Raw genomic sequence first — 25,125 nt, 5'->3', positions numbered from 1 at the left:
CTGCGGTCCTGGCAGGCGACCCTCGTCGACGTGATGGTCGAGGAGGGCGTCGACCCCGAGCGCGCCCCGCGCCTCGCGCTGTTCATCGTCGCCGCCGTCGAGGGCGCGATCGCGCTGTGCCGCGCGGAGCAGTCGATCGCGCCGCTGCGGGGCACGATGGACGAGGTCCTCCGCCTCGTCGAGTCGTCCCTTGCCTGACGCCTCCTAGGCTGGTCGCGTGATCGTGGACCGCACCGAGGACGAGCTCCGCTACGCCCTGCCCTGCAAGTGGGGGCTCGTCGACGAGGACGTGCTGCCCGCCTGGGTGGCGGAGACCGACTACGCCTGGGCCCCGCCGATCGCGGCTGCCCTCAGCGACGCCGTGGCGCGCGGGCTGACCGGCTATCCCGACTTCGACGAGGGCGGCCCGCTCGGCGTCGCCTACGCAGGGTTCGCCCGGCGGCAGTGGGGCCACGAGGTCGACCCGTCGTGGGTGATCCCGACGTCCGACGTGACCGCGGGCGTCCGGCTCGCGCTCGACATGCTCTCCGCGCCCGGCCCGGTGGTGATGCCGATCCCCGGTTATCCGCCGCAGCTCTCGATCGCCCAGATCACCGGCCGCGAGCGGGTCGACCTGGTCGTCGACCCCGATGCCGAACGGGCCGAGATCGACCTCGACCAGCTCGACCGGCTGTTCGCCGCCGGTGCCCGCACCCTGCTGCTCACCCAGCCCCACAACCCGTGGGGCCGGGTCTTCACGCGCGCCGAGCTCGAAGGCATCCGTGACGTCGTACGGCGCCACGGCGCGCGGGTGGTGTCGGACGAGATCCACGCCCCGCTCGTCCTGGAGGGCTCGCCCCCGCACGTCCCCTACCTCTCCGTCGACGGCACCGCCGACCACGCGGTCGCCGTGGTCGCAGCGTCCAAGGCCTTCAACACCCAGGGCCTCAAGTGCGCGCAGCTGGTCGTCCCCGACCCCGCGGCCAACGCCGCCCTGCGCGAGGTACCGATGGCCCGCAACGACTCCTGGTCCCCCCTCGGCGTGGTCGCCGCCATCACCGCCTACACCGCGTGCGACGACTGGCTCGACGCCCTCCGGGCCCGGCTGTCCGCGCAGCGCGACCTCCTCGTCACGCTGCTCGCCGAGCACCTGCCGGAGGCCCGGATGCGGCCCCTGGAGGCGACCTACCTGGCCTGGGTCGACCTGCGCGCCTACGGTCACGACGACCCCGCCGCGGTCGCGCTCGAGCACGGCCGGGTGCGCCTCACCCCCGGGCACGACTTCCACGCCGGGCTGCCCGGCCACGTGCGCCTCAACATCGCCACCGACCCCGACCGGCTCACCGAGATCGTGCGCCGGATGGGCAAGGCCCTCACCTGACGCCGGTCAGTCGTTGGCGTTGCGCGTCGCGGCGATGAGGTCCGCGTACCACTGGAACGACCGCTTCCTCGTCCGCTGCTGCGTCACCCGGTCGACGTGGACCAGGCCGAAGCGGGCGCGCTCGCCGATGGTCCACGCGAAGTCGTCGAGGAACGACCAGGCGTAGTAGCCCCGGACGTCGACACCCAGCCGGATCGCGTCGGAAACCGCCGCCAGGGGGGCGGTGTGGAAGTCGATCCGGGACTGGTCGTCGACGACGCCGGCGGCGTCGGGCTCCACGTCGTACGAGCAACCGGCGGCGGTGACGTAGATCGGCGGGAGCGCCGCACGCAGACGCGCCCGGAAGATGATGAGCCACTCCCGGAGGGCCTCGGGCACCACCGACCACTCCAGGTCGGTGCGTGGGTAGCCGACGACCTCGAGGAACTCGAAGGGCATCGGCGCCTCCTCGGACGCCACCCCGATCCGGATCGGCGTGTAGTAGTCGACCCCGTAGAAGTCGAGGGGCTGGCGGATCGTGGCGAGGTCACCGTCGCGGACGACGCCGTCGAGGAGCGGCTCGAGGTCGACCGGGTAGCGGCCCAGGAGCATCGGCTCGAGGTACATGCCGTTCCAGAAGGCGTCGAAGAGCTTGGAGGCGCCCACGTCGGCGTCGTCGTCGGACGCCGGCCAGACCGGAGCGTGGTTGTTGGCGCAGCCGATGCTGGTGGCACCCGCTGCCCGGAGCGCGATCGCCGCCCGGCCGTGGCCGAGCAGCAGGTGGTGGGCCACCGGAGTGGCGTCGAGCATCAGCCGCTTGCCCGGTGCATGCTCCCCCGTCGCGTAGCCGAACGTCGTGACCACGCTCGGCTCGTTGACCGGGACCCAGTGCTCGACCCGGTCGGCCAGCCGCTCCCCGACCACCGCGGCGTAGTCGGCGAACCGGTCGACGGTCGCCCTGTTGAGCCAGCCGCCGTCGTCCTCCAACGGTTGCGGGAGGTCCCACGCATAGAGCGTCGCCATCGGCTGGACCCCGACCTCGAGGAGCCGGTCGACGAGCCGGTCGTAGTGATCGAGTCCCGCCGCGTTGACCGGTCCGCTGCCGGTCGGCTGGACCCGCGGCCAGGCGATCGAGAACCGGTAGCCGCCGACGCCGAGGTCCGCCAGTAGCGCGACGTCCTCGTCGACCCGGTGGTAGTGGTCGGCCGCGACGGCGCCGTCACTTCCGTCGGCCACCCGGTCGGGCTCGGCGCAGAAGGTGTCCCAGATGCTGGGGCCGCGACCGTCCTCGGCGACGGCCCCTTCCACCTGATAGGCCGTGCTGCTCACGCCGAAGCGGAAGCTTGCGGGCAGGCTCGGCCCGTGCGCCCCCTCGCTCACGTGCACAATCCTGCAGTGTGAGCGTCGACATCCGCAGGAGTTCGAGCCGGTTCGTGGAGCAGGAGCAGGGGCGCAGGACGCAGCACGCGTTCTCGTTCGGGTCTCACTACGACCCGGCATGGCTGTCGTTCGGGCCGATGGTGTGCCACGACGACCATCTTCTCGGGTCGGGTCGCGGGTTCGCACAGCACCCGCACACCGACCTGGAGATCGTCACCTACGTCGTGAGCGGGTCGCTGGAGCACCGCGACTCGCTCGGGACCCGAGGCGCGGTCGGCGCCGGCGACCTCGCGGTCCTCACGGCCGGCGCGGGCGTCGAGCACAGCGAGGTCGCCGCCGCCACGGGCGCTGCGCGATTCGTCCAGGTGTGGCTGCGGCCGGACACGGTCGGCGCGACGCCGTCGTACACCCGCGGGACCGCGACCGCGGCCCAGCCCGGCGCCGGGCTCGTCACCGTCGCCGGCGCCGGGTCGCCGCTGGCTGTCGCCGTCGAGGGAGCGTCCTTCGCCGTCGCCCGGCTGGGCGCCAACGAGACCGTCACGCTGCCCGCGGCGTCGCGGGTCCACACGTACGTCGCCTCCGGGGCGCTGCTCCGCAGCTCGATGGCCGAGCCGATGCAGGCCGGCGACGCCTACTGCTTCGTCGACGAGCCCGCGCACCAGGTCACGGCCGGCGTGCCGACCGAGCTCCTCGTCTGGTCGTTCACCGCCTGAGCACCACGCGCAGCGTCAGGGAGAGGGAGGGCTGCGCCGGGTCGTCGGCGTCGACGACCGCCAGCAGCCGGACGTGGTCCTCGGCAGCGTCCACCAGGGCCAGGCCCTCCACCTTGGCGACCCGGCCCTGGACCAGCGGCAGCGCGGTGACGTCGACGACGTCGCTGCCGTCGAGCCGCACCAGGGCCGAGGCGACGACCGGGCCGTCGTCGCGCACGCTAGGACTGTCCTCGGCGGCCGCGCTCAGCAGCACCGTGCCGCCCGGCAGGCCGACCGCGTCGGTGATCGCGAGGCCGACGCCGGCGGCCTCCCCGAGGCGGTAGTGCTGCGGATCGGTGACCGTCATCTGGTCCGGGCGCAGCCGCCCGTACACGGCGTCGACGACCTGCTGCGGATCGAGGTCGACGCTGCCGGGCATCAGCCCGGCCGACGGGAGGCCGCGGAGGTACCAGCGCAGCAGGCCGTCGACGAGACAGGCCCCCTCGAGGTTGAGAGCCTCCGTCGGGACACCCAGGGCCTCGGCGACCGCGCCGTAGAGCGGCGACATCTCCGCGACGGCGACCTCGGGACGCCCCTCCACCATCGTGAGCAGCGCCCACCGCATCCGCGCCGCCAGCGACCCGGACCCCATCAGCAGGACGGGCTCTCCGTCGACCGCCAGGGCACAAGCAGCCTCCAGGTCGGGCTTGAGGTGCTTGGTCCCCGACGCGTCGCTGAACACCTCGAGACCGTCCACCGCGGGAAGGAGACGGACCTCGCCCGTCGCGCCCTCCCGGAGCAGCGCGCCGTGCGTCGCGTCGTCCTGGACCACGACGAACCCGTCGCCGAACGGCGCCACCGCCGACGCCGCCCGCACGGGCGACCCGTCCGCGAAGGTCAGCCGCTCGACCCGCTCCAGCTCGATCTCCACGCCCGCAGTCTGGCGGACCGGAGATCAGCGCAGGATGTTGATCGCTCCCGGTCGGATCTCGACGACCAGGTGGCCACCGGCCGGCGGCAGGTCGCCGAGCGCCTCGCCGTCCGCCCCGACCGGGACGGGCGCACCGGTCCCGGCATAGCTGCCCGTCACCGTCACCCGGGTGCCACGGCGGACCGTGACCTGGTCGAGGGCGACGTGCGCGCCGTCGTACACCTTGGGGAGCGACTTGATGAGCCCCACGCGACCTGCCGCCTCGATGACGACGACGTCGAGCTCGCCGTCGTCGACGGAGGCGTCGGGGGCGATCGCCATGCCCTTGCCGTAGTAGCGCGAGTTCGCGATCACGACGTTGGCGGCGCGATGGGTCGAGGCGAGGCCGTCGACCTCGACGGTGATCTCGAGCGGGCGGTAGGTCGCCAGGCCGCGGACCGAGGCGACCGGGTACTGCAGCGCCTTGGGGAGCCAGTGCGAGTGGTCGACGATCTGGGCGATCCGGGCGTCGACCCCTGCGTAGACCGATCCGGCGACGAGGGAGGTCGGACCGCCCGGAAGCGTCACCGACAACAGGTCGACCGGCGTCGGCGTGCCGTCGAGGAGCAGCCGGACCTGACCGTCCTCGTCACCGGGCACCTCGAGCATCCGGGCGAAGTCGTTGCCCCGTCCGGCCGGGATCACGGCGAGCTCGCCGCCCGCGTCGACGACCGCGCCGGCCACCGAGGAGAGCATCCCGTCGCCACCGACGGAGACCACGACCCGGCCGGCGGCGACCGCCGCCTGCACCAGGTCCGGCACCACCGACGGCGAGGAGGTGTAGCTGACCTCGACGTCGACACCCGCCTCGCGCAGCCGCCGGGCCAGCGGTACGACGACCTTGGGCGCCGCGCCGCCGCCGGAGTTCGGGTTGACGAGGAAGGTGAACGACCGCTCGGTCACGGGATCAGGACCCCCGGGTTGAGGATGCCGGCCGGGTCCAGCTCGCGCTTGACCGCCCGCAGCACGTCGACGCCGACCTGACCGATCTCGGGCGTCAGCCACGCCTTGTGATCGGTGCCGACCGCGTGGTGGTGGGTGATCGAGGCGCCGCTGGCGACGATCGCGTCGTTGACGGCCCTCTTGGCGGTCAACCACCGCTCGAGCGGCTGCTCGCCGCCGGAGGACGCGACGGTGAAGTAGAGCGAGCACCCGGTCGCGTAGACGTGCGAGATGTGGCAGAGCACCATCGTGCCCTCGCCGAGCGCACCCTCGAGGGCAGCCTTCACGTTCGTGTAGAGGCGGTCACGGTTGGACCAGAAGGTGACCGTCTCCAGCGTCTCGACGAGCACGCCGACGTCGAGCAGCGAGTCGCGCAGGTAGGGCGCGTTGAAGCGACCGTGCGCCCAGGCCTCGCCGGGCTCGGCTCCGAGCGCCGTACCGCCGAGCTCGGCCAGGGCGGCGGTGACGGCGGCCTTCTTGGCGGCCGTCGCGGCAGGCGTCCCCTCGTAGCCGACGATCATCAGGCAACCGCCGGCCGCGTCGCCGCCGATCGCGTCAGGACGGGCCAGGTTGATCGCGGTCTCGTTCTCGTCGGACAGGCGCAGGACGGTGGGCATCAGGTCGCCCTGGGCCAGGGCACGCATCGCGGCCGCTCCGGCCTCGAACGACGGCCACTGCCAGCCCTCGTACTCCTTGACCTCCGGCAGCGGCCGGACCCGGACGGTGACCTCGGTGATGACGCCGAACGCACCCTCCGACCCGAGGAAGAGCTCGCGCAGGTCCGGACCGGACGCGTTGGACGGGGAGGTGCCGCCGAGCCGGACCTCGCCCTTGGGCGTCGCGGCCCGCAGGCCGACCACCATCGCGTCGAAGCGGCCGTATCCGGCGCTGGACTGGCCGCTGGAGCGGGTGGCCGCGAAGCCGCCGATGGTGGCGAACTCGAAGCTCTGCGGGAAGTGGCCGAGCATCAGGCCGCGCTCGGCGAGGAGGGCCTCGGCCTCGGGGCCACGGAGGCCGGGGCCCAGGGTCGCGGTCGAGGAGACCGGGTCGAGCGCGACCAGGTCGCGCATCCTGCCGAGATCGAGGGAGACCACGCCGGCGAAGCCGTCGCGCTCGGAGACCAGACCGCCGGTGACCGAGGTGCCGCCGCCGAAGGGGACGACCGCGATCCGGTGCTCCTGGGCGAGGTCGAGGACCGCCTGGACCTCCTCGTGGCTGCCGGGCCGGACCACCACGTCGGGGGCGTCGCCCAGGTCGCCCGCGCGCTGGCGGAGCAGGTCCGGGGTCGACTTGCCGCGGGTGCGCAGGCGTCGTACGCCGTCATCGAGAACGACCGCGTCGGCGCCGACGATGCCGCGCAGGGCCTCCACCAGCTGCTCGGCGAGCGCCGGCGCAGGGACCGTCACGTCGGACGCCGCCGGGGTGTCACCGAGCGCGAAGACCATGCCCACCAGGTCGCGGACACCGTCCGGGAGCGGACCGGCGTGGGCCGGGTCGCCCCACCGCGTCGGGGGCATCTCGGGCTGGAGCTGAGTGGGCGAGGTCTCGGTCATGTGTTACAGTGTGACACATGTCGTCACATCGTCACAACCCCGTGGTCGAGCAGAGCCCGCGGGACACCTACCTCGACGCCGCTCGGGCGTGCATCCTCGACGTGGGCTGGCGCCGTACGACCTTGACCGAGGTGGCCCGTCGCGCCGGGGTCTCCCGGATGACGATCTATCGCACCTGGTCCGACATGCAAGAGCTGCTCGGCGACCTGATGACGCGCGAGTGGGGCGACCTCGTCACCACGACCCAGCCCACGTTGGGCTACGACGCCGCCGCCGGGCCAGCGCCCAGCCAGATCGCCGACGGGGTGGTCCGCGCGGTGTCGGTGCTCCGCGAGAACGAGCTGTTCGTCCGCATCGTCGAGCTCGACCCGGAGCTGATCCTCCCCTACCTGCTGGCACGTCGCGGCCGCTCGCAGGAGCTCATCCTCGGTCTGCTGGCCACCGTGATCGAGGCCGGCCAGGCGACCGGCACGATCCGGTCCGGCAACCCGCACGCGCTGGCCCGCGGCGTCGTGCTGGCGGCCCATGGCTTCGTGCTCTCCGCGCACACGATGGCCGACGACGCCGTCTCCCCTGACGAGCTCGACGCGGAGCTGCACCTCCTCGTCGCCAGCACCCTGTCCCCCGAAGGCGGCCCCCGATGACGACCCCCCGCAGGATCACTCCCGGCCTCACCGATGTCCCCGACTCCGTCGACGTCGTGGTCGTCGGCCTCGGTGTGACCGGCGCCGGCGTGGCGCTCGACGCCGCCAGCCGCGGACTGAGCGTGCTGGCCGTCGACGCGTTCGACCTGGCCTGGGGCACCTCCCGGTGGTCGTCCAAGCTCGTCCACGGGGGGCTGCGCTACCTCGCCAGCGGCCAGGTCGGCATCGCGCACGAGAGCGCGGTCGAGCGCGGGATCCTCATGGAGACCACCGCGCCGCACCTCGTCCGCGCCCTGCCCACGATCGTGCCGCTGGCGGCCGGCGTCAGCCGGCCGATGGGCGCCCTCACCCGCGCCGGCCTGCTGGGAGGCGACCTGCTTCGCCGCGTCGCCGGCACCAGCGCCGACACGCTGCCGCGCCCGCGCCGGCTGACCGCGGCCGAGACCCGCCGGCTGGCGCCGACACTGCGGGCCGACGGCCTGCGCGGCTCCGTGCTCGGCTGGGACGGCCAGCTCGAGGACGACGCCCGCCTCGTCACCACCATCGCCCGGACCGCGGCCGACCGCGGCGCCGCCGTCCACACCCACACCCGTGTGGTCGCGGCGACCGGCACCTCGGTCGAGCTGCGCGACGAGCGCACCGGCGCCACGACGACCGTCCGCGCCCGGGCCGTCATCAACGCCGCCGGCGTGTGGGCCGGCGACGTCGTCGACGACATCCGGCTCCGCCCCTCGCGCGGCACCCACCTGGTGCTCCGCGGCGACACCCTGCCCGGTCTCGACGTCGCGGTGTTCGCGCCGATCCCGGGCGAACGCAACCGGTTCGTGCTGGTCCTGCCCCAGCCCGACGGGCAGATCTACGTCGGCCTCACCGACGAGCCCGCCGACGGCCCGGTGCCCGACGTCGCAGAGCCGACCGAGGTCGAGATCGGCTTCCTCCTCGACGTCGTCGCGGCGTCGTTCTCCCGGCCGCTCCGGCGCAGCGACGTGGTCGGCGCCTATGCCGGGCTCCGGCCGCTGCTCGACACCGGTGACGACGACACTGCCGACCTCTCGCGCAAGCACGCCGTGCTGACCAGCCCGACCGGTGTCGTGACGATCGTCGGCGGCAAGCTCACGACGTACCGGCGGATGGCCGAGGACGCCGTCGACGCGGCAGTCGCCCACGCCGGGCTCAGCGCCGGGCCCTGCATCACCGCGACCCTGCCGCTCACCGGTGCCGCCCCGCGGCACGAGCTCGCCGAGCTCGCCGAGCGGTCCGAGACCCCCGCCCACGCGCGGCTGGTCCGGCGCTTCGGCACCGACGCGACCCTCGTCCTCGACACAGCCCGCGAGGTCACCGGCCTCCCCGACGCCGAGCTGCTCGCCCCGATCGCCGACGGCATCGCCGTCACCCTCGCCGAGCTCGTCTTCGCCGTCACCCACGAAGGCGCCGCCGACGTCGGCGACCTCCTCGACCGTCGTACGCGGATCGGCCTCATCCCCGCCGACCGAGCGCGCGCCGTACCCGCCGCCGAGCGTGCCCTCTCTCTCGCCCGTTGACGAGTTGCCCCTCTTGCGGGCGCGAGTCGCCCCTCTTGCGGGCGCGAGTCGCCATCCGCGCGACGAGTAGGGCAACTCGGCACCGCAAGGGAGGCAGCTCGGCACCGCAAGGGAGGCAGCTCGTCTGGAGCGATGAGTTTTCGGGTCGCCTGCAGTCCACCCATCAGGCAGACTCACACGAGCGGGGATCCGGGGGCAGGCGATGGGAACGACGATGGTGGCCGAGCAGCAGGTGACCCAGGGGCAGGCGTCGTACGACGAGCTGGCTGACTTCGACGCGCTGACCGGGCGCTACCAGCGGGAGCTGATGGCGCACTGCTACCGGATGAGCGGGTCGGTGCACGAGGCGGAGGACCTGGTCCAAGAGACGTTCCTGCGCGCGTGGAAGGCGTCGGCCGGCTTCCAGGGCCGCAGCTCGGTCCGCACCTGGCTCTACAAGATCGCGACCAACGTGTGCCTCACCAACCTCGAGGGGCGGCCACGGCGTCCCCTCCCGACCGGCCTCGGGACGGCGGACTCGGTCGCCGGCGACGCCCTCGAGCAGGACGTCGAGATCCCCTGGCTCGAGCCGATCCCGGACACCGCGGTGGAGGTCGCCGAGCGCGACACCATCCGGCTGGCGTTCGTCGCCGCGCTCCAGCACCTGCCGGCGCGGCAGCGCGCGGTCCTCATCCTGCGCGACGTGCTCCGCTGGTCGGCCGCCGAGACCGCGGTCGCCCTCGACACCACGACCGCGGCGGTCAACTCGGCCCTCCAGCGCGCCCACGCCCAGATGGACGAGCGGCGGCTGACGCCCGACACGGTCGAGGCCGACCTCGACGAGGCCCAGCAACGCATGCTCGACGCCTACCTGAAGGCCTTCTGGGCCAAGGACGTCGACCGCATCGTCCAGCTCCTCCAGTACGACGCCACGTGGGACATGCCGCCGTTCCTCAACCACTACCGCGGCGCCGACAACATCGGCCGGCTGATCGGGACCCAGTGCCCGGGCGGGGTCAACGACATGCCGATGCTGCGAACCGTCGCCAACGGGCAACCGGCGTTCGGCCTCTACATGCGTCAGCCCGAGGGCCACTTCGAGCCGTTCCACCTGCAGGTGCTCGAGGTCGTCGGCACGAGTGTCCGCCACGTCACCGCCTTCTTCGGGGCGGAGCACTTCGCCCGCTTCGGCCTCCCTGACCGGCTGCCGGCCGACTGGACGCCCGCCGCGACCGGCTGAACCCGATGTCGAGCCTCCCCGGTCCCGCGCGGCGCACGCCCGAACCTGGGGTCGACCTGCTGGAGCGCGCGCTCGGCTACACGCGCGGCGCGCTCGGCACGGTCGCCCCCGCCGACCTCTGCCTCCCCACGCCCTGCGACGGGTGGCGGCTGGGCGACCTCCTCGCCCACATGGAGGACTCCCTCGATGCTTTCGCCGAGGGCGCGGCCGGCTCGATCGCCCTGCGCAGTGGGGCGCCTGCGCCGCTCGACGAGCGGATCGCGACCCTCCAGGCCAAGGCCTGCGGACTGCTCGGGGCCTGGGCGGGGACGACCGCGCCGGTCGTCGAGGTCGGCGGCCAGCCGGTCCCGGTCGGCACGATCGCCCGGCTCGCGGCGATCGAGATCGCGGTCCACGGCTGGGACGTGTGCCGTACGACGGGCGCGGGCCTGCCGTTCCCGGAGGACCTGGCCGAGGCCCTCCTGCCGACCGCGCTGGCGCTGGCGCTCGAGCAGCACGGGGAGTTCGGTCCGCCGGTGCCGGTGTCGGCCGACGCCCTGGCGGCCCGCCGACTGCTCGCGCTCCTCGGTCGACGAGCGGTCGCACGCTCGTAGACTCCCCCGCATGTCGGACGCCACCCTGCGCCACCGGACCCGCCCGATGCGCGGACGCGACCCGCACGAGGAGCACCGTACGGCGACGACCCTCGAGCTGCTCTTCGACCTGACGTTCGTCATCGCCTTCGGAACCGCCGCCTACGAGCTCTCCCACGCGTTGGTCGAGGACCACGTCGTCGCCGGCATCGCCGGCTTCGCGTTCGCGACGTTCGGCATCTCGTGGGCCTGGATCAACTTCACCTGGTTCGCGTCGGCGTACGACACCGACGACTGGCTCTACCGGCTGACCACGATGCTCCAGATGGTGGGTGTGCTGGTCTTCGCTCTCGGCCTGCCGGCGATGTTCAAGTCGATCCACCACGGCGACACCCTCGACAACGACGTCATGGTGTGGGGCTACGTCGTGATGCGGGTCGCGATGGTCTTCCAGTGGTGGCGCGCCACCCGCCACGACCGCGCTCGCCGCGGCGCGCACCGGCTCTACCTCGGCAGCATCCTGGTCTCCCAGGCCTTGTGGTGCGTCCTCGCCGTCGTCGACCTCAGCGTCACGACGACCTTCGTCGCGATGTGCGTCCCGCTGCTCATCGAGGTCGGCGGCCCGATCATCGCCGAGCGCACGTTCGGTGGCACGCCGTGGCACGCCCACCACATCGCCGAGCGCTACGGCCTGATGGTGATCATCGCCCTCGGCGAGGGCCTGATCGGCACCATGGCGAGCCTCACCGCGCTGGCCGAGGACGGCGTCGACACGAACGTCGCCCTGCTCGCCGCGGCCGGCACGGCGATGACGTTCGGCATGTGGTGGACCTACTTCTCCGTCCCCCACGGCGAGATCCTGCACGCACGCCGCGACCGCTCCTTCGCGTGGGGCTACGGACACATGCCGCTCTTCGGCGCGATCGTCGCGACCGGCGCCGGGCTGCACGCCGCTGCGTACTTCCTCGAGGGCGAGAGCCGGCTCGGCCTGGTGGGGATCGTCCTCACCGTCGCGATCCCGCTGGGTCTCTACCTCCTCGCCCTCTATCTCTTCTACGCGATCGTCAGTGCGACGTTCGACCCGTTCCACCTGCTGCTCCTCGCCGGTTCGGCGGTCCTGATCGTCGTCCCGGTGGTGATGGCGGCGCGCGACGTCGACGTCACCACCTGCCTGCTCGTGCTCGCGCTGGCGCCGTGGGTGACGGTCGTCGGCTACGAGATCCACGGCTACCGGCACAACGCCGAGGTGCTCGCGGCCCTGACGGACTAGGCGGGCTCGAGTTCGGGCTCAGGCTCGTCCCGCAGCGGGTGGGCGATCTCGTCGGCGGGCAGCTTGGCCCACCACACCGCGATGATCGCGACCACGGTCGGGACGACGGCGCCGATCGTGAACGTGGTCTGGAGCCCGATCCGGTCGGCGACCGGACCGGCCAGGGCCATCGAGACCGGCATCAGGCTGATCGACACGAAGAAGTCGAGCGAGGCGACGCGGCCGAGCAGGTGGGGCGGGACGCGGCGCTGGAGCAGCGTGCCCCAGATCACCATCGGCCCGGAGAACAGCGCGCCCACGACGAAGGCGGCGACGGCCACCACCCAGACGGCGTCGGCCATGCCGATGACCAGGAAGGGCAGGCAGCCCAGCCCCCAACCGAGGTTCATGACGGTGAGGTAGCGGCGGGGCATCCGGATCGAGGCCATCACGATCGAGCCGACCGCGCCCCCGATGCCGAACGCGGCCATCACGACGGCGTGGTCGCCGGGCCCACCGCCGAGCTCGTCCTTGATGAGGAACGGGATGAGCACCTCGAGCGGCCCCATCATCACGAGGATCAGGATCGATGCGAACAACAGCGTCGCCAGCAGCCACGGGGTGCGGACCATGTAGACGAAGCCCTCGCGCATGTCGGCCAGCGCGGTCGCGACGGGGTGACCGTCGCGCGCCTCGTCGAGGTCACGTCGTACGGCGGTCAGCGGCACCGCCGTCAGTGCGATCAACCCGAGCAGGTGGAAGCCGGCAGCGAGGCCGAGCGCGGCGGAGGTCGAGACCGCCCCGACGACGACACCGGCGAGTCCGGGCCCGAGAGCCTGGCCGATGGTCGGGCGGATCATGCCCTCGAATCCGTTGACGGCGAGCAGGTCCTCCTCGGGCACCAGCGCCGGCAGCCACGCGGAGTAGGCCGGGTAGTAGAACGCCATCGCCACACCGGTCGCGAACGAGACGGCCGCCAGGTGCCAGATCTGGGTCTGGTCGGTCCACGACAGCAGTGCGACGACCGCCATCCCGGTGAGCTCGACGGCCGCGACCGCGAGCAGGATCAGCTTCTGGGGCACGCGGTCGGCGACCACCCCGCCGAGGAGTGCAGGGAGCAGCACGCCGACAGCGCCCGCCGTCGACACGAGGGACAGCTGGCTGGCGCCCCCGCCGATCCGGATGACCTCCCAGACGAGCGCGACGATCCACACGCCGCCGACGAAGGTGCCGAGCACCAGCGCCGTGCCGAGCCGCCGGTAGGCCGCGTGCCGGAACGGCGTGAGCGCGCGTGGCAGGCGCCGCACGGAAGGCGGCTGCGGGCTCTCAGGCGCCGGCGACGGGGTCGTCAGCTGGTCGGTCATGGGGTCTCCTCGAGAACAGTCTGGACGTGAGGACCGACAACGGCCACCGGATTCATCGCGGGTCGGGTCACCGCACCAGTGAACGACCTCAAGTGAACTTCAAGTCAAGCCCGGGCACGGGGCCGCCGGCGTTCCCTGGTTTGCCATCGCTCCAGCCGGATACGATCCGGTTCCCATCCGCAAGCAACCCGGAAGAGAGCCGTGACCACCTTCCTCGTCCTGGGCTTCGTCGGCCTGGGGCTCGTCCTGCTCTCGCTGGTCGTCGGCGACCACCTCGAGGCGGCGTTCGGCGGGGCGCTCAACGCGCTCGAGGGCGACGTCTTCTCCACGGCCGTCATCGGCGGCTTCGTCTCCGCCTTCGGCTTCGGCGGCGCTGCGGCCGACGGCGCAGGACTCCCGACGCTGCCGGCCGTCGCCATCGGCAGCGCCAGCGGGGTCGTCGTGGGCTGGTTCGCCTGGTGGCTGACCCGCCTCGTCAAGGACGGACCGAGCGACGGGACGGTGTCGATCGGCGACACGGTCGGCCAGGTCGCCAAGGTCCTGACCCCGATCCCCGGCGGCGACAGCTATGGGGTCGTCCGGGTGACGGTCGGCGGTCACGTCCTCCAGTGCAACGCCATCGCGGTGCTCCCCGTCGAGGCGGGCACCGAGGTCAGCATCACCGGCGTCCTCTCACCGACCGCGGTCACCGTGGCCCCGGTGTGGAAGCCGACCGAGCAGTAGCCCCGTGCAGCACACCAACCAGAAGGGACTGGTCCGATGGAACTCAGCGTCGTAGGGCCGATCGCCGGCGTCGTCGTCCTCCTCGTGCTGCTGGTGCTGCTCGTCACCAGCCGCTACAAGGTGGCGGGCCCCAACCAGGCGTTCATCGTCACCGGCCGCAAGGGCAAGGCCGTGCTCAACCCCGAGACCGGTCAGCTGACGACCGACCTCTCCGGCCAGAAGGTCGTGCTCGGTGGTGGCGTCTTCGTGGTGCCGTTCATCCAGAAGCTCGCCACGATGGACCTCTCGAGCCGCCGGATCTCGGTGCAGATCCGCGGCGCGGTCTCCGGCCAGGGCATCAAGCTCAACCTCGACGGGGTCGCGATCGTGAAGGTGGGCGGCAACGCCGACCAGATCCGGCTCGGCGCCCAGCGCTTCCTCAGCCAGCAGCACGACATCGAGACCTTCACCCAGGAGGTGCTCGCCGGGGCGCTCCGCTCGATCGTCGGCGGCCTGACGGTCGAGCAGATCATCCGCGACCGTGCGGCCTTCGCCCAGCGCGTCGCCGACGAGTCGGAGAGCTCGTTGACCGGCCAGGGCCTGATCCTCGACGCCTTCCAGATCCAGGACGTCACCGACGACGGCACCTACCTCGCCGACCTCGGTCGGCCCGAGGCCGCGCGGATCCAGCAGGCGGCGTCGATCGCCGAGGCCAACGCCCGACAGGCCGCCGAGCAGGCTCGGATCGCGGCCGAGCAGGAGATCGCGATCGCGCAGCGCACGCTGGCGCTCAAGCAGGCCGAGATCAAGGCGGAGACCGACGCGGCCGCCGCCCAGGCCGCAGCGGCCGGCCCGCTCGCCCAGGCCGAGCGGGACCAGGCGATCTTCACCGAGCAGGAGAAGGTCGCCGTCCGGCAGGCCGCCCTGACCGAGCGTCAGCTCGAGACCCAGGTCCGCAAGCCCGCCGACGCCGAGCGCTACCGGGTCGAGCAGGAGGCCAACGCCCGACGATCGGCGGAGATCGCCGCCGCCGAGGCGCAGAAGGCCGCCACCATCGCCGCTGCCGAGGCGGACGCCGAGAAGGCGCGGCTCTCGGGTGAGGCGGAGAAGTCGCGGCGTACGGCGCTCGCCGAGGCCGAGGCCATCGAGGGCGCCAAGCGCGGTGAGGCCGAGAAGGCACGGCGCGTCGCCGAGGCCGAGGCGACCGCGGCCGAAGGTGACGCGCAGGCGTCCGCGGTGCTCGCCGTCGGCCAGGCCGAGGCGCAGGCGATGGACAAGCGGGCCGAGGCGTTCGCCCACTACAACGACGCCGCGGTGCTGCAGATGCTGATCGAGGTGCTGCCCCAGATCGCCAAGGAGGTCGCAGCGCCGATCAGCGCGATCGACAACCTGACGGTGCTCTCGACCGACGGCGCCGGCGCGATGCCCAAGCAGGTGGTCGACAACGTCGCCCAGACGCTGCAGATGCTGAAGACGGCGACCGGCGTCGACCTCCAGTCGCTGCTGCACACGGCCGTCGAGAAGGGCGCAGCCGTGCCCGGCCCCGTCGTCGCGGGATCGGCCGAGGAGACGCCCGAGGACTGACCGGCGCCGACCTCCTCAGCCGGCGGGCAGCGACACGTACGTCGTGTCGAGGTACTCCTCGATGCCCTCGAAGCCGCCCTCGCGGCCGAAACCGCTGGCCTTGACGCCGCCGAAGGGAGCCGCGGGGTTCGACACCAGCCCGGTGTTCATCCCGATCATCCCGAAGTCCAGGGACTCCGCCAGCCGGATGGTGCGGGCCAGGTCGCGGGTGAAGGCGTAGGCCGCCAACCCGTACTCGGTCGCGTTCGCCCGCTCGACCGCTTCGGCCTCGGTGGCGAAGGTCGTGATCGGGGCGACCGGGCCGAAGATCTCCTGGCGGTTGACGTCGGCGTCCACCGGGACGTCGACGAGGACGGTCGGGCGGTAGAAGAACCCGGGGCCGTCGGGCGTCGTACCGCCCGTGACGACCCGCGCGCCCGCACCGACGGCCTGGTCCACGAGCGCGGTGACGTCGGCGACGGCGTCGGCGTCGATGAGCGGGCCGACGTCGACGCCGTCGTCCTGGCCGCGGCCCAGGCGCAGCGCGTCCATCCGTTCGGCGAGCTTGGCGGCGAACTCCTCGGCGACCGGCTCCTCGACGAGGAACCGGTTGGCGGAGGTGCAGGCCTCGCCCATGTTGCGCATCTTGGCGATCATCGCGCCGGCCACCGCTGCGTCGATGTCGGCGTCGGCGAAGACGAGGAACGGCGCGTTGCCGCCGAGCTCCATGCTGACCCGCTGGAGCTGGTCGGCGGACTGGCGCACCAGCACCTTGCCGACGTCGGTCGAGCCCGTGAAGCTCACCTTGCGCAGCCGGGGGTCGGCCATCAGCGCCTCGCTGACCTTGCCCGAGCTGCGCGACGTCACGACGTTGAGCACCCCGGCCGGCAGCCCGGCCTCGGTCATGAGGTCGGCGAGGAGCAGCATCGTGAGCGGCGTCTGTCCCGCGGGCTTGACGACCATCGTGCAGCCGGCGGCGACAGCGGGACCGATCTTGCGCGTGCCCATCGCGAGCGGGAAGTTCCACGGGGTGATGAACAGGCAGGGGCCGACGGGCTTCTTCACGGTCAGCAGCCGTGACCCACCGGCCGGCGCCTGCATCCAGCGCCCGTGGACCCGCACGGCCTCCTCGGAGAACCACCGCAGGAACTCCGCGCCGTACGTCACCTCGCCGCGCGCCTCGGCGACCGTCTTGCCCATCTCGAGACTCATCAGGCGGGCCAGGTCGTCCGCCCGGGAGGTGACCAGGTCGAAGGCCCGCCGCAGGATCTCGCCGCGCTCCCGCGGCGGCGTCGCTGCCCAGTCCGCCTGGGCCGCGACCGCCGCCTCCAGCGCGGCGCGGGCGTCGTCGACGGTGCCGTCCGCGACATCGGTGAGGACCGAGCCGTCCGCCGGGTCGATGACGTCGAAGCGTCCGCCGCCGGAGGCAGATCGCCACTCACCACCGATGAAGAGCTGACGACGGTCGAGGGGAAGCGGGTCGGTGCTCATGCGCCCAACTCTGGCACCGTCGCGGTGAGACGCCAACGGACCTCTCGCGACACCGCCATGCGCCGCGTCCGCAAGACGCTGTCGGACCTCTCGCACGACCCGCGTCGAAGCGCCGCAGCGAGCGGCGACACGCTCGAGCAAAAATTAAACAGGCCCCGCGCCGCATGGGGTCAACGTCGGGGCCTGGTCGCGTTCGTCGGTGCTCCCTCCGATTACGACGGGTTCACCTTAACGGGCGGGCGGGCGCGACGCACGGTCTTCTTCGGAAATCTTTCCTGGTTCGGCAGGTTCGGGTCAGCCCGCGGCCCGCAGGAAGGCCTCCAGGATCGGCCCGGCCGTGCGGGAACCGGACTCACCGACCTCGACGAAGACCGCGACCGCGAGGTCGCCGTGGGCGGCGACCATCCACGCGTGGGTCTGGACGCCTCCCGCGCCCTCGAACTCAGCCGTGCCGGTCTTGGCCAGCACCGGCTCGCCGGGCAGGTCGGCGAGCTGGCTGCCGCTGCCCTCGGTGACGACGCCGCGCAGCATCGCCCGCAGGTCGGCGGACTCGTCGGCGGTCAGCGGCTCGTGGTCGTGGGCCGCGACCTCGTAGTCCTTGATGAGGTGCGGTACGACGAGCGCACCCTGCTGGACCGAGGCGATCACCGCGGCCATCGTCATCGGTGAGGCGAGGACCGCGCCCTGGCCGATCAGGTCGGCGGCGGCCTCGGTCTCCGACGCGGGCGGCGGGACGCTGCCGAAGTAGGCCGGGAACCCGAGGTCGTGGTCGACCCCCATCCCGAGGCTCGCGGCGGCCGCGGGCAGGTCGGTCTCCCCCAGCTCGTCGCGCGCACCGATGAAGGCGGTGTTGCACGACTGCGCGAGTGCGGTTCGCAGCGGGATGTCGCCGTTGGCGGAGCTCGGGTAGTCGCTGTAGTTGCCGAACTGCTTGCCGTCGACGACCAGGCTCGTCGGGCAGCCGACGGTGCTGTCGGGCGTCAGCCCGGCGCGCAGCAGGGCCAGGCTGCTGACGATCTTCATCGTGGAGCCCGGTGCGAACTGCCCGAACGTCGCATAGTTCTGGCCACCCGTGCCGGGGCCGTTGGCAGCGACCAGGAGGGCGCCGTCGCTGGGCCGGATCGCGACCAGCGCACTCGCCGGGCCGACGTCGGCGAGCAGCGCCTCCGCTGCGGCCTGCAGGCCGCGGTCGAGGGTCAGGTCGAGCGGCTCGCCGTCGACCTCGGCCACCCGGAAGAGGTCGCGTCCCGGTTCGGCCTCGGTCTCGGACACCGCCTCCACGACGCGCCCCGGCGTCCCACCGAGCTGCTCGTCGTACCGGGCCTGGAGACCGCTGGTGCCGGCGATGTCCCCGGCGCGGTAGCGGTCCGGGTCCTCGGCGACCATCTCCGCGGTGACCGGTCCGACCCGGCCGAGGATCGGCGCCGCGAACTCGCGGGTCGGTGCCAGCGCGATCTCGTCGGCGATGGCTGCCGCGCCCTCGATGTCGCCGTAGCCGGCCAGGACCTCGGCGGGGACCTCGGCCTTGCGGTAGGTGATCGCCTCCACGAACGCTCGGTCGCCCGCGTCCCGCACCGCCTTGACGTACGGCGCCGGGTCGATGCCGACGAGCAGGGCGAGAGCGCGGGCTGCATCGCCCGCCGCCGCCTTGTCGACGCGCACCCGGTCGATGCCGAGACGCAGCACCGGTCGCTCGGTCACGAGGACCTCGCCGTCGGCGCCGTAGATGTCGCCGCGCCCGGCCGGGACGGTCGTCGCCGTGAGGACCTCGTCCTCGGCGAGGCTCGGCTCGACGAGCGTCGGGGTCCAGACGACCTGCCACTCCGCGCTCCTGCGCCGGAGGTCGACCTCCGTCTCGTAGGACCACGGCTCCGCATCGTCGACGACGGGCCATGACCAGGACAGGGTGGCGGTCGCCGTCGAGCCGTCGACCTCGACCTCGCCCGCGTCGACGGACGGGACGATCTCGCCCATGCCCGCGACGATCTCGGCATAGCGCTCGAGCCCCGGCCCGGTCGGCTCGACGAGGCCCGCGACGTAGGCGTCCAGCGCAGCCTGGGCGCCCTCCTCGTCGTCCGACGGCGCGCTGCCGTCGTCGCTGCACCCGGCCAGCACCACCAGGGCGGCCGTCAGCGCCACCGAGATCCGTCGCATGGAACGGTTCTACCAGCGTCCGGCCAGCCCGCGCCCGTTGCCGGTCAGGCGGCACCGACCAGCAGCGGGCTCACCAGCGGCGTGTAACCCGAGGAGTGGCCGAGCTTGTTGGGGTGGTAGCTCTCGCTGATCGGGTTGGAGAGCCCGTTGAGCCACTCGACGTCGTCGCAGACCGCGTGGCCGATGAACCGGCTGGTCGGGTTGGCGAACTTGAAGCCCTTCGCCGACGCGGCGGCAGACAGCTTGGCGTTGAGCAGGTCCGCGGTCTGGTTGAGGCGGGTCTCCTCCGCCGGCGAGAACCAGGTGCCGGCGTTGCAGTCCTCGCCCATGAAGAGGCGCGGGTAGCCCGTCACCACGACGACGGCACCCGGGGCGCGGGACTTGATGGACGCGTAGAGGGTCGAGAGCCGGCCGGGCAGCGTGTTGTTGATGTAGGACTGCGCGGTGTTGATCGCGCCATCGCAGTTCGACATCCAGCCGGGCTGGGCGCACTCGGTGACCACGCCGGAGAAGCCGGCGTCGTTGCCGCCGACCGAGATCGTGACGTACTTCGTCGTCGAGACCACCGCGCTCAGCTGGCTGTTGGTGACGGTCGTGACCGTCGCGCCGGAGCACGCCTTGAAGGTGAGCGCGTAGCCCTTCTGCTGGGCGACGAGGGCGGGATAGGCGTACGTCGAGCGCTGGCAGCTGCCGCTCTCGCTGGTGTAGCTGCGGGTGCCGACGCCGGAGGCGTAGGAGTCGCCGAGGGCGACGTACGACGGCGTCGCGGCCTCGGCGGGCGCGGCCGACAGCGGCACGAGCACCGCAGCGACGGGGACGAGGGCGAGGAGCAGCAGGCGGAGCCGGTGCAGGACCGACCTGGAGGGAGCGACGAGCGGCATGTGGTGACCTTCCCGGGACGAGGCGGCCCTGGGTACGGGCCGTACCGATGTGACGCAGGTCACTCAAGCACGGGGATGCCGCGATGACCAGGGCCGTCGTGGCCGTCGGTGGAGAACAGTCCTCGGCGGGACCCGGCCACCAGGTCGGCGACGTGCGACCGGAAGGTCGGACAGTTGGCGATGTCGTGCGCCCGGCACCCCATCGCGTGCTCGGTCAGGTGGCGCGACCGCTCCATCTCCGCCATCCGCGCCGCCAGGTCGGTGAGGTGGTCCTCCAGGATCCGGTGCCGGTCGGCGGCGCCGCCGTCGAGCAGAGACCGGATCTGGTCCAGGCTCATGCCGGCCCGCTTGCTCGAGATGATCGCGGCCACCCGGTAGGCGTCGTCCTCGCCGTACCGCCGCCGGCCCGCTGCGTCCCGCGCCGGGGCGAGGAGACCGACGGACTCCCAGTGCCGCAGCACGTGGGTCGGGAGGTCGAACCGGTGGGCGAGCTCCCCGACCGACCACGACGGGGGGTTTGACTTCATGTCCACATGAAGTCACATGCTGCTGCTCACCACAAGACTCACGACCGGGAGGACCCGATGACCCCCACGTACGACGTCGCCGTGATCGGCGCCGGCTCCGCAGGACTCCAGGCAGCACTCACCCTCGGCCGGATGCGCCGGACGGTCGCGCTGCTCGGAACCGACCGCTACCGCAACGACCCCGCGGCCGCGATGCACAACTTCCTCGGCCACGACGGCACACCGCCCGCGGCCCTGCGGACCGCGGCCCGCAACGACCTCGACCGCTACCCGACCGTCGAGACCGTCGAGAGCGAGGTGGTCGACGTCGCCGGCTCGACGGGCGCGTTCGTGGTGCGCACCAGCACCGGCGCAGTGGTCCGCGCGCGCCGGGTACTGCTCGCGACCGGGGTCGCCGACACCCTGCCGGAGGTCCCGGGCCTGGCCGACCTCTGGGGCGACGTGGTCGCCCACTGCCCCTACTGCCACGGCTTCGAGCTCGCCGACCAGCCGGTCGGCATCCTCGGGTCGGACGCCAGCGTGCCCCTGCGCGCCGCGATGCTGGAACGGATCGCGAGCCGAACGGTGGTCCTCACCGACGGCTCCGACCTCGACCCGTCGGTCCGCTCCGACCTCGACCGGATGGGCGTCGAGGTGCGCACGCAGCCTGTGGCCGGCGTGGTCCGCGGACGACTCGGCATCGACGTCGAGCTCGACGGCACGCCGTCGGTCGAGCTGGGCGGCCTGTTCGTCGGTCCGCGGTGGGAGCAGGCGGCACCCTTCGTGCACCGGCTCGAGCTGGACCGGTCGGAGCAGGGCGCGATCCTCGTCGACGCCTTCGGCCGCACCAGCCGCGCCGGGATCTTCGCGGCGGGCGACATCGCGCAGGCCCCGGGGCTGCCGATGCCCCTGGCGTCGGTGCTGACCGCGGCAGCGGCCGGTCTGGTCGCCGCCGCAGCGTGCGACCGCGAGCTCGCGGCCAGCGACCACGGTCTGCTGCTGCCCGCGTGATGCTGGACCCGGTGCCGCGCTAGCACCTGTCCCACTATCGTTCGGACATGGCCTCCCTCTTCGACCCGCTCGGCCTGCTCCCGCGGGGTGTCGCTGCGGCGAAGGCGGGGATCAGGGTGGCCGGCTGGACCGAGCAGCAGGCGATGCGCCTGCTCAGCAGTCGCCTCGCTGCTCCCGGCGCGGCCCCCCGCGAGCTGGAGGGCCCGCGGCCGACGGCATCGCTCGACCAGAAGATGCAGAGTCTCCTCGACCGAGCGCTCGACCAGAGCACGGGCGGCGGCCAGAGCGAGCTCTTCCACCGGCTCATCGACCAGCTCGTGCCCGACGAGGCGCGGATCATCAGCGCGCTCTCCGACGGGTCGGCCTCACCGCTCGTGACGATCCGCGCACGGACCGCAACCGGCGGCCCCGGCAAGGTCCAGCTCGCCAACGCCTCGCTCGTCGGCCGGACCGCCAACCTGGCGCTACCGGCGATGACGGCCACCTACGTCTCGCACCTGCTCTCGCTCGGCCTGCTCGAGCGCGGGCCCGAGGACACCTCGATGAAGCAGGACTACGAGATCCTCATGGCCGAGACCTACATCCTCAAGGCGATCAAGGCCGCCAGCCGTGGCCCGCTCCCCGCGCGCATCGACAAGCGGACGGTCCGGGTCACGCCGCTCGGCCGCAGCCTGTGGGAAGCCGCGACCGGGGGTCGGCTGTGACCGTCCAGACGGGATACCTCGGCGCCGACCTGCTGGTGCCGTGGATCCAGACCTGGGCGGAGATCAAGGAGGACTTCGGCGTCAACTGGCTGGTCTACGTCTCCATGCCTTTCGTCGCCGCGTTCGTCGGGTGGAGCACCAAGATCGTCGCGCTGGAGATGCTCTACCGACCGGTGGAGTACAAGGGCATCGGCCCCTTCGGCTGGCAGGGCATCGTGCCGCGCCGCGCCGGCAAGGTCGCGGCGACCACGATCGAGCTCCTCACGACGAACCTCCTCAAGCCGGAGGAGATGCTCGACAAGATCAATCCCGACGAGGTCCTCGAGGCGCTCCGCGAGCCGTTGGTGACCGCGATCGCGGAGATCACCGAGGAGCTCGCCGAACAGATCCGACCGGGCCTGTGGGAGTCGCTGCCCGAGGCCGGTCGGCGGGCGATCCAGGCGCGGGTCGTGAGCCAGGCTCCGAAGGTCGGCGAACGCCTGCTGAACGAGATGAAGGCCGACCTTCCCCGCTACGTCGACGTCCAGTTCCTCGCCGTCACCACGCTGATCCGCAACAAGGACAAGCTCAACGACCTGATGCGGTCGCTGAGCACCGACGCGATGGCGTTCGTACGGCGCAGCGGCATCTACTTCGGTCTCGGCATCGGCCTGGTGCAGATGGTCGCCTGGGCGGTCTTCCAGAACCCGTGGATCATGCCGGCCTTCGGGTTCGGCGTCGGCTTCATCAGCGACTACATCGCTCTCAACATGCTCTTCCGGCCGCTCAAGCCGACCAAGTACCTCGGGCTCTTCACCTTCCAGGGCCTCCTCCACGCGCAGCGAGAGAAGATCACCCGCGACTACGCCAAGATCCTGGCCGAGGACCTGTTCTCCCCCGAGAACCTCTTCGAGGGGATCCTCAACGGACCCGGCGCGGACAAGCTCTACTCGCTCATCGCCAAGGAGATCAACACCGCGATCGACGCGCAGTCGGGGGTGGCCACGCCGCTCGTGTCACTGGCGGTCGGCAGCGCGCGCTACCGCGCCATGAAGGACAGCGCCGCACAGCTCATCATCGAGCGCCTGCCCCAGACGCTGGCCGACGCCCAGGACTACACGATGAGCGTGATCGACCTCGAGGGCACGATCGTCGAGAAGATGGGCCAGCTCAACAACGAGGAGTACGAGTCGATCCTGCGGCCGGTCTTCAAGGACGACGAGCCGCTCATGATCTCGGTCGGCGCGATCCTCGGCGGCCTCGTCGGCGAGCTCCAGGTGCAGGTCATCGAGCGCTTCGCCCATTAGCGGCCGCCCTGTTCGCGAGAGCGCCTCGGAGCGACACGATCGCGCCACTCGGCTCAGTACCAGCCGACCTTCTCGGAGTGGGCCCAGGCCCGCTCCGGGGTGCCGTACCGGGCGGCGATGTAGGCCAGTCCCCAGCGGATCTGGGTCTCGGGGTTGGTGCGCCAGTCCGGCCCGACGACGGCCATCTTGCTGCCGGGCAGGGACTGCGGGATGCCGTAGGCGCTCGACGTCGGGTTGTCGGCGAGGTGGTTCCACCCGGACTCCCGGTGCCACAGCGCGTCGAGGAAGCGCCACTGGTCCTCGGCGAAGCCGAAGTCGAGCATCAGGTGGTAGCCGAGGGCCCGGTTGGTGCCAGGGTCGACGTCGACCGGGACGGGCGTGGGCGGTGCGGTGTAGTTCTGCGCGATCCGCTCGGCGGCGCGGCGCAGCTGCTCGATGATGACGGCGTCGGGGACCTCGAAGCGCGCCCCACCCTCGCTGCGCGAGACCCGCTCCTTGCGGTCCTTCTGATCGCGCGGCTGCTTCGTCGGCGTGGCCGACGACCGGGCCTCCGGCCCGGCCTCGGGATCCGCCTTCGGCTCCCCGGGCGCGCCGCATCCCGTCAGCAGGGCGGCGAAGAGCGCCGCGCCCACGACCAGCCGCCTGCCCCCCATCGGACCCCCCTTCCCGACCATTGTCGCAAAGAGTCGACATTCGCGCCTGCCGCCTAGGGTGGCCGGGTGCCCTCGCTCGGACGACTGCTCCTCCTGATCGGGGGCTGCGTGGTCCTCGGCATCGGGGTGGCGCTGCTGCTCACCGCCGACCTCGGGTCCGACGGCTACTCGACCCTGGTCAACGGGATCGCGCTCACCCTCGACCTCGACTTCTGGCTCGCCAACCTCGCCGTCGGCGTCGTGTTCGTCGCCCTGGCAGCGGCGCGGAAGGTGTATCCCGGCCTCGGCACCGTGGTCCAGGTCGGCCTCGTCGGCGTCACCGTGTCGGTCGCGCTCGACCTGATGTCGACCCCCGACTCGGTGCTCGGGCGAGTCGCGTTCCTGGTGGTCGCCTTCCCGGTTCTCGCCGTCGGCATCGCCGCCTACCTCGGCAGCCGCACCGGCGCCGGCCCCGCGGAGGCGGCCGGCCTGGCCTGGGACCCGCCGGTGCCGTTCAAGTGGAGCTACAGCGCGGTGCAGGGCGGCGGCGCACTCGCCGGCTGGCTGCTCGGCGCCACCCTCGGCGCCGGCACGATCGCCGTCATCGTCCTCCTCGGACCCCTGGTCGACCTCGCCGCCCGACTCCTCCGGGTCGACATCCGCCAGGGCGCCGTCGTACCCGGTCTAGATGTCGCGAATCCGACGAAACACGACATCTAGACCGGGTACG

Annotated in this window: 24 protein-coding genes; 14 read left to right on the top strand and 10 right to left on the bottom strand. The window is 72.4% G+C overall.

The window, feature by feature from the left end; genetic code table 11:
- Together H0487_RS13115 and H0487_RS13110 are read left to right on the top strand one after the other, a co-directional pair.
- A partial coding sequence (locus tag H0487_RS13115) for an LmrA/YxaF family transcription factor (protein ID WP_246383521.1) occupies positions 1-198 on the top strand: 198 nt, incomplete at its 5' end.
- 19 nt (positions 199-217) lie between these two features.
- Positions 218-1,360 carry a MalY/PatB family protein gene (locus H0487_RS13110; RefSeq protein WP_183094680.1) on the top strand — a complete coding sequence of 381 codons (1,143 nt, stop codon included), beginning with the start codon at positions 218-220 and terminating at the stop codon, positions 1,358-1,360.
- Between the two features lie 6 nt (positions 1,361-1,366).
- Here H0487_RS13110 and H0487_RS13105 read toward each other — a convergent pair whose 3' ends face one another.
- The gene (locus H0487_RS13105; protein WP_312855940.1) at positions 1,367-2,719 is read right to left on the bottom strand and encodes a GH1 family beta-glucosidase; all 1,353 of its coding nucleotides are present in this window, start codon (positions 2,717-2,719) and stop codon (positions 1,367-1,369) included.
- A gap of 17 nt (positions 2,720-2,736) precedes the next feature.
- Here H0487_RS13105 and H0487_RS13100 point away from each other — a divergent pair, with 17 nt between their 5' ends.
- A complete protein-coding gene (locus H0487_RS13100) occupies positions 2,737-3,432 on the top strand; it encodes a pirin family protein (RefSeq protein ID WP_312855939.1) in 696 nt (231 codons plus the stop codon).
- Here H0487_RS13100 and H0487_RS13095 read toward each other — a convergent pair.
- Genes H0487_RS13095 through H0487_RS13085 form a run of 3 tightly spaced genes read right to left on the bottom strand, consistent with a single transcriptional unit; the run spans position 3,422 to position 6,876 of the window.
- Positions 3,422-4,342 (bottom strand): DUF6910 family protein, encoded by a 921-nt coding sequence (locus tag H0487_RS13095; RefSeq protein ID WP_183094677.1) that lies wholly within the window; start codon positions 4,340-4,342, stop codon positions 3,422-3,424. The two genes, H0487_RS13100 and H0487_RS13095, sit on opposite strands and share 11 nt — an antisense overlap.
- Positions 4,343-4,366: 24 nt before the next feature.
- Positions 4,367-5,284, bottom strand: coding sequence for a diacylglycerol/lipid kinase family protein (locus tag H0487_RS24310; RefSeq protein ID WP_312855938.1), 918 nt, complete (start codon positions 5,282-5,284; stop codon positions 4,367-4,369).
- Positions 5,281-6,876, bottom strand: a complete 1,596-nt coding sequence (locus H0487_RS13085) for an FAD-binding oxidoreductase (protein WP_246383517.1) — start codon at positions 6,874-6,876, stop codon at positions 5,281-5,283. The genes H0487_RS24310 and H0487_RS13085 overlap by 4 nt, the downstream gene beginning before the upstream one ends.
- 17 nt (positions 6,877-6,893) lie before the next feature.
- On the opposite strand from H0487_RS13085, the gene H0487_RS13080 reads away from it, so the two are divergent.
- The 5 genes from H0487_RS13080 (at position 6,894) to H0487_RS13060 (ending at position 12,122) form a co-directional block, all read left to right on the top strand.
- Positions 6,894-7,520 (top strand): TetR/AcrR family transcriptional regulator, encoded by a 627-nt coding sequence (locus H0487_RS13080; protein ID WP_183094675.1) that lies wholly within the window; start codon positions 6,894-6,896, stop codon positions 7,518-7,520.
- Positions 7,517-9,061 carry a glycerol-3-phosphate dehydrogenase/oxidase gene (locus tag H0487_RS13075; protein ID WP_183094674.1) on the top strand — a complete coding sequence of 515 codons (1,545 nt, stop codon included), beginning with the start codon at positions 7,517-7,519 and terminating at the stop codon, positions 9,059-9,061. Before H0487_RS13080 ends, H0487_RS13075 begins: the two co-directional genes overlap by 4 nt.
- Before the next feature lie 202 nt (positions 9,062-9,263).
- Positions 9,264-10,280 carry a sigma-70 family RNA polymerase sigma factor gene (locus tag H0487_RS13070; RefSeq protein WP_220793370.1) on the top strand — a complete coding sequence of 339 codons (1,017 nt, stop codon included), beginning with the start codon at positions 9,264-9,266 and terminating at the stop codon, positions 10,278-10,280.
- A 5-nt stretch (positions 10,281-10,285) separates the two neighbouring features.
- Entirely contained in the window at positions 10,286-10,873 is a 588-nt protein-coding gene (locus tag H0487_RS13065; RefSeq protein ID WP_183094673.1) for a TIGR03086 family metal-binding protein, read from the top strand.
- 10 nt (positions 10,874-10,883) lie between these two features.
- Positions 10,884-12,122 (top strand): low temperature requirement protein A, encoded by a 1,239-nt coding sequence (locus H0487_RS13060; RefSeq protein ID WP_183094672.1) that lies wholly within the window; start codon positions 10,884-10,886, stop codon positions 12,120-12,122.
- On the opposite strand, the gene H0487_RS13055 is transcribed toward H0487_RS13060, so the two are convergent.
- On the bottom strand, positions 12,119-13,465 hold the full coding sequence (locus tag H0487_RS13055) for an MFS transporter (protein WP_183094671.1): 1,347 nt from the start codon (positions 13,463-13,465) through the stop codon (positions 12,119-12,121). The two genes, H0487_RS13060 and H0487_RS13055, sit on opposite strands and share 4 nt — an antisense overlap.
- Positions 13,466-13,666: 201 nt before the next feature.
- On the opposite strand from H0487_RS13055, the gene H0487_RS13050 reads away from it, so the two are divergent.
- Together H0487_RS13050 and H0487_RS13045 are read left to right on the top strand one after the other, a co-directional pair.
- A complete protein-coding gene (locus H0487_RS13050; RefSeq protein WP_183094670.1) occupies positions 13,667-14,188 on the top strand; it encodes an NfeD C-terminal domain-containing protein in 522 nt (173 codons plus the stop codon).
- Between the two features lie 36 nt (positions 14,189-14,224).
- Positions 14,225-15,751, top strand: a complete 1,527-nt coding sequence (locus H0487_RS13045) for a flotillin family protein (protein ID WP_183094669.1) — start codon at positions 14,225-14,227, stop codon at positions 15,749-15,751.
- 15 nt (positions 15,752-15,766) lie between these two features.
- Here H0487_RS13045 and H0487_RS13040 read toward each other — a convergent pair whose 3' ends face one another.
- The 4 genes from H0487_RS13040 to H0487_RS13025 all read right to left on the bottom strand — a co-directional run bounded on the left by H0487_RS13040 (position 15,767) and on the right by H0487_RS13025 (position 20,783).
- The gene (locus H0487_RS13040) at positions 15,767-17,221 is read right to left on the bottom strand and encodes an NAD-dependent succinate-semialdehyde dehydrogenase (RefSeq protein WP_183094668.1); all 1,455 of its coding nucleotides are present in this window, start codon (positions 17,219-17,221) and stop codon (positions 15,767-15,769) included.
- A 294-nt stretch (positions 17,222-17,515) separates the two neighbouring features.
- The gene (locus H0487_RS13035; RefSeq protein ID WP_183094667.1) at positions 17,516-19,375 is read right to left on the bottom strand and encodes a penicillin-binding transpeptidase domain-containing protein; all 1,860 of its coding nucleotides are present in this window, start codon (positions 19,373-19,375) and stop codon (positions 17,516-17,518) included.
- Between the two features lie 44 nt (positions 19,376-19,419).
- Complete coding sequence (locus H0487_RS13030) at positions 19,420-20,256, bottom strand: SGNH/GDSL hydrolase family protein (RefSeq protein WP_183094666.1); 837 nt, start codon at positions 20,254-20,256, stop codon at positions 19,420-19,422.
- A gap of 59 nt (positions 20,257-20,315) precedes the next feature.
- Complete coding sequence (locus tag H0487_RS13025; RefSeq protein ID WP_183094665.1) at positions 20,316-20,783, bottom strand: helix-turn-helix domain-containing protein; 468 nt, start codon at positions 20,781-20,783, stop codon at positions 20,316-20,318.
- Positions 20,784-20,840: 57 nt separating this feature from the next.
- On the opposite strand from H0487_RS13025, the gene H0487_RS13020 reads away from it, so the two are divergent.
- From H0487_RS13020 to H0487_RS13010, 3 genes are read left to right on the top strand one after another with little or no spacing between them, the layout of a single operon-like run.
- The gene (locus H0487_RS13020) at positions 20,841-21,773 is read left to right on the top strand and encodes an NAD(P)/FAD-dependent oxidoreductase (protein WP_183094664.1); all 933 of its coding nucleotides are present in this window, start codon (positions 20,841-20,843) and stop codon (positions 21,771-21,773) included.
- 47 nt (positions 21,774-21,820) lie between these two features.
- Positions 21,821-22,477 carry an Abi-alpha family protein gene (locus H0487_RS13015; RefSeq protein WP_183094663.1) on the top strand — a complete coding sequence of 219 codons (657 nt, stop codon included), beginning with the start codon at positions 21,821-21,823 and terminating at the stop codon, positions 22,475-22,477.
- Positions 22,474-23,763, top strand: a complete 1,290-nt coding sequence (locus H0487_RS13010; RefSeq protein WP_220793369.1) for a DUF445 domain-containing protein — start codon at positions 22,474-22,476, stop codon at positions 23,761-23,763. The genes H0487_RS13015 and H0487_RS13010 overlap by 4 nt, the downstream gene beginning before the upstream one ends.
- 53 nt (positions 23,764-23,816) lie before the next feature.
- On the opposite strand, the gene H0487_RS13005 is transcribed toward H0487_RS13010, so the two are convergent.
- Positions 23,817-24,416, bottom strand: coding sequence for an aggregation-promoting factor C-terminal-like domain-containing protein (locus H0487_RS13005; RefSeq protein ID WP_183094662.1), 600 nt, complete (start codon positions 24,414-24,416; stop codon positions 23,817-23,819).
- Between the two features lie 66 nt (positions 24,417-24,482).
- Here H0487_RS13005 and H0487_RS13000 point away from each other — a divergent pair, with 66 nt between their 5' ends.
- Entirely contained in the window at positions 24,483-25,115 is a 633-nt protein-coding gene (locus H0487_RS13000; protein ID WP_183094661.1) for a YczE/YyaS/YitT family protein, read from the top strand.
- Positions 25,116-25,125 lie beyond the last annotated feature (10 nt).

The sequence above is a fragment of the Nocardioides stalactiti genome (assembly GCF_014180715.1).
In the GTDB taxonomy this organism is placed as follows: domain Bacteria; phylum Actinomycetota; class Actinomycetes; order Propionibacteriales; family Nocardioidaceae; genus Nocardioides; species Nocardioides stalactiti.
This window is presented reverse-complemented; position numbering and strand designations above follow the sequence as displayed.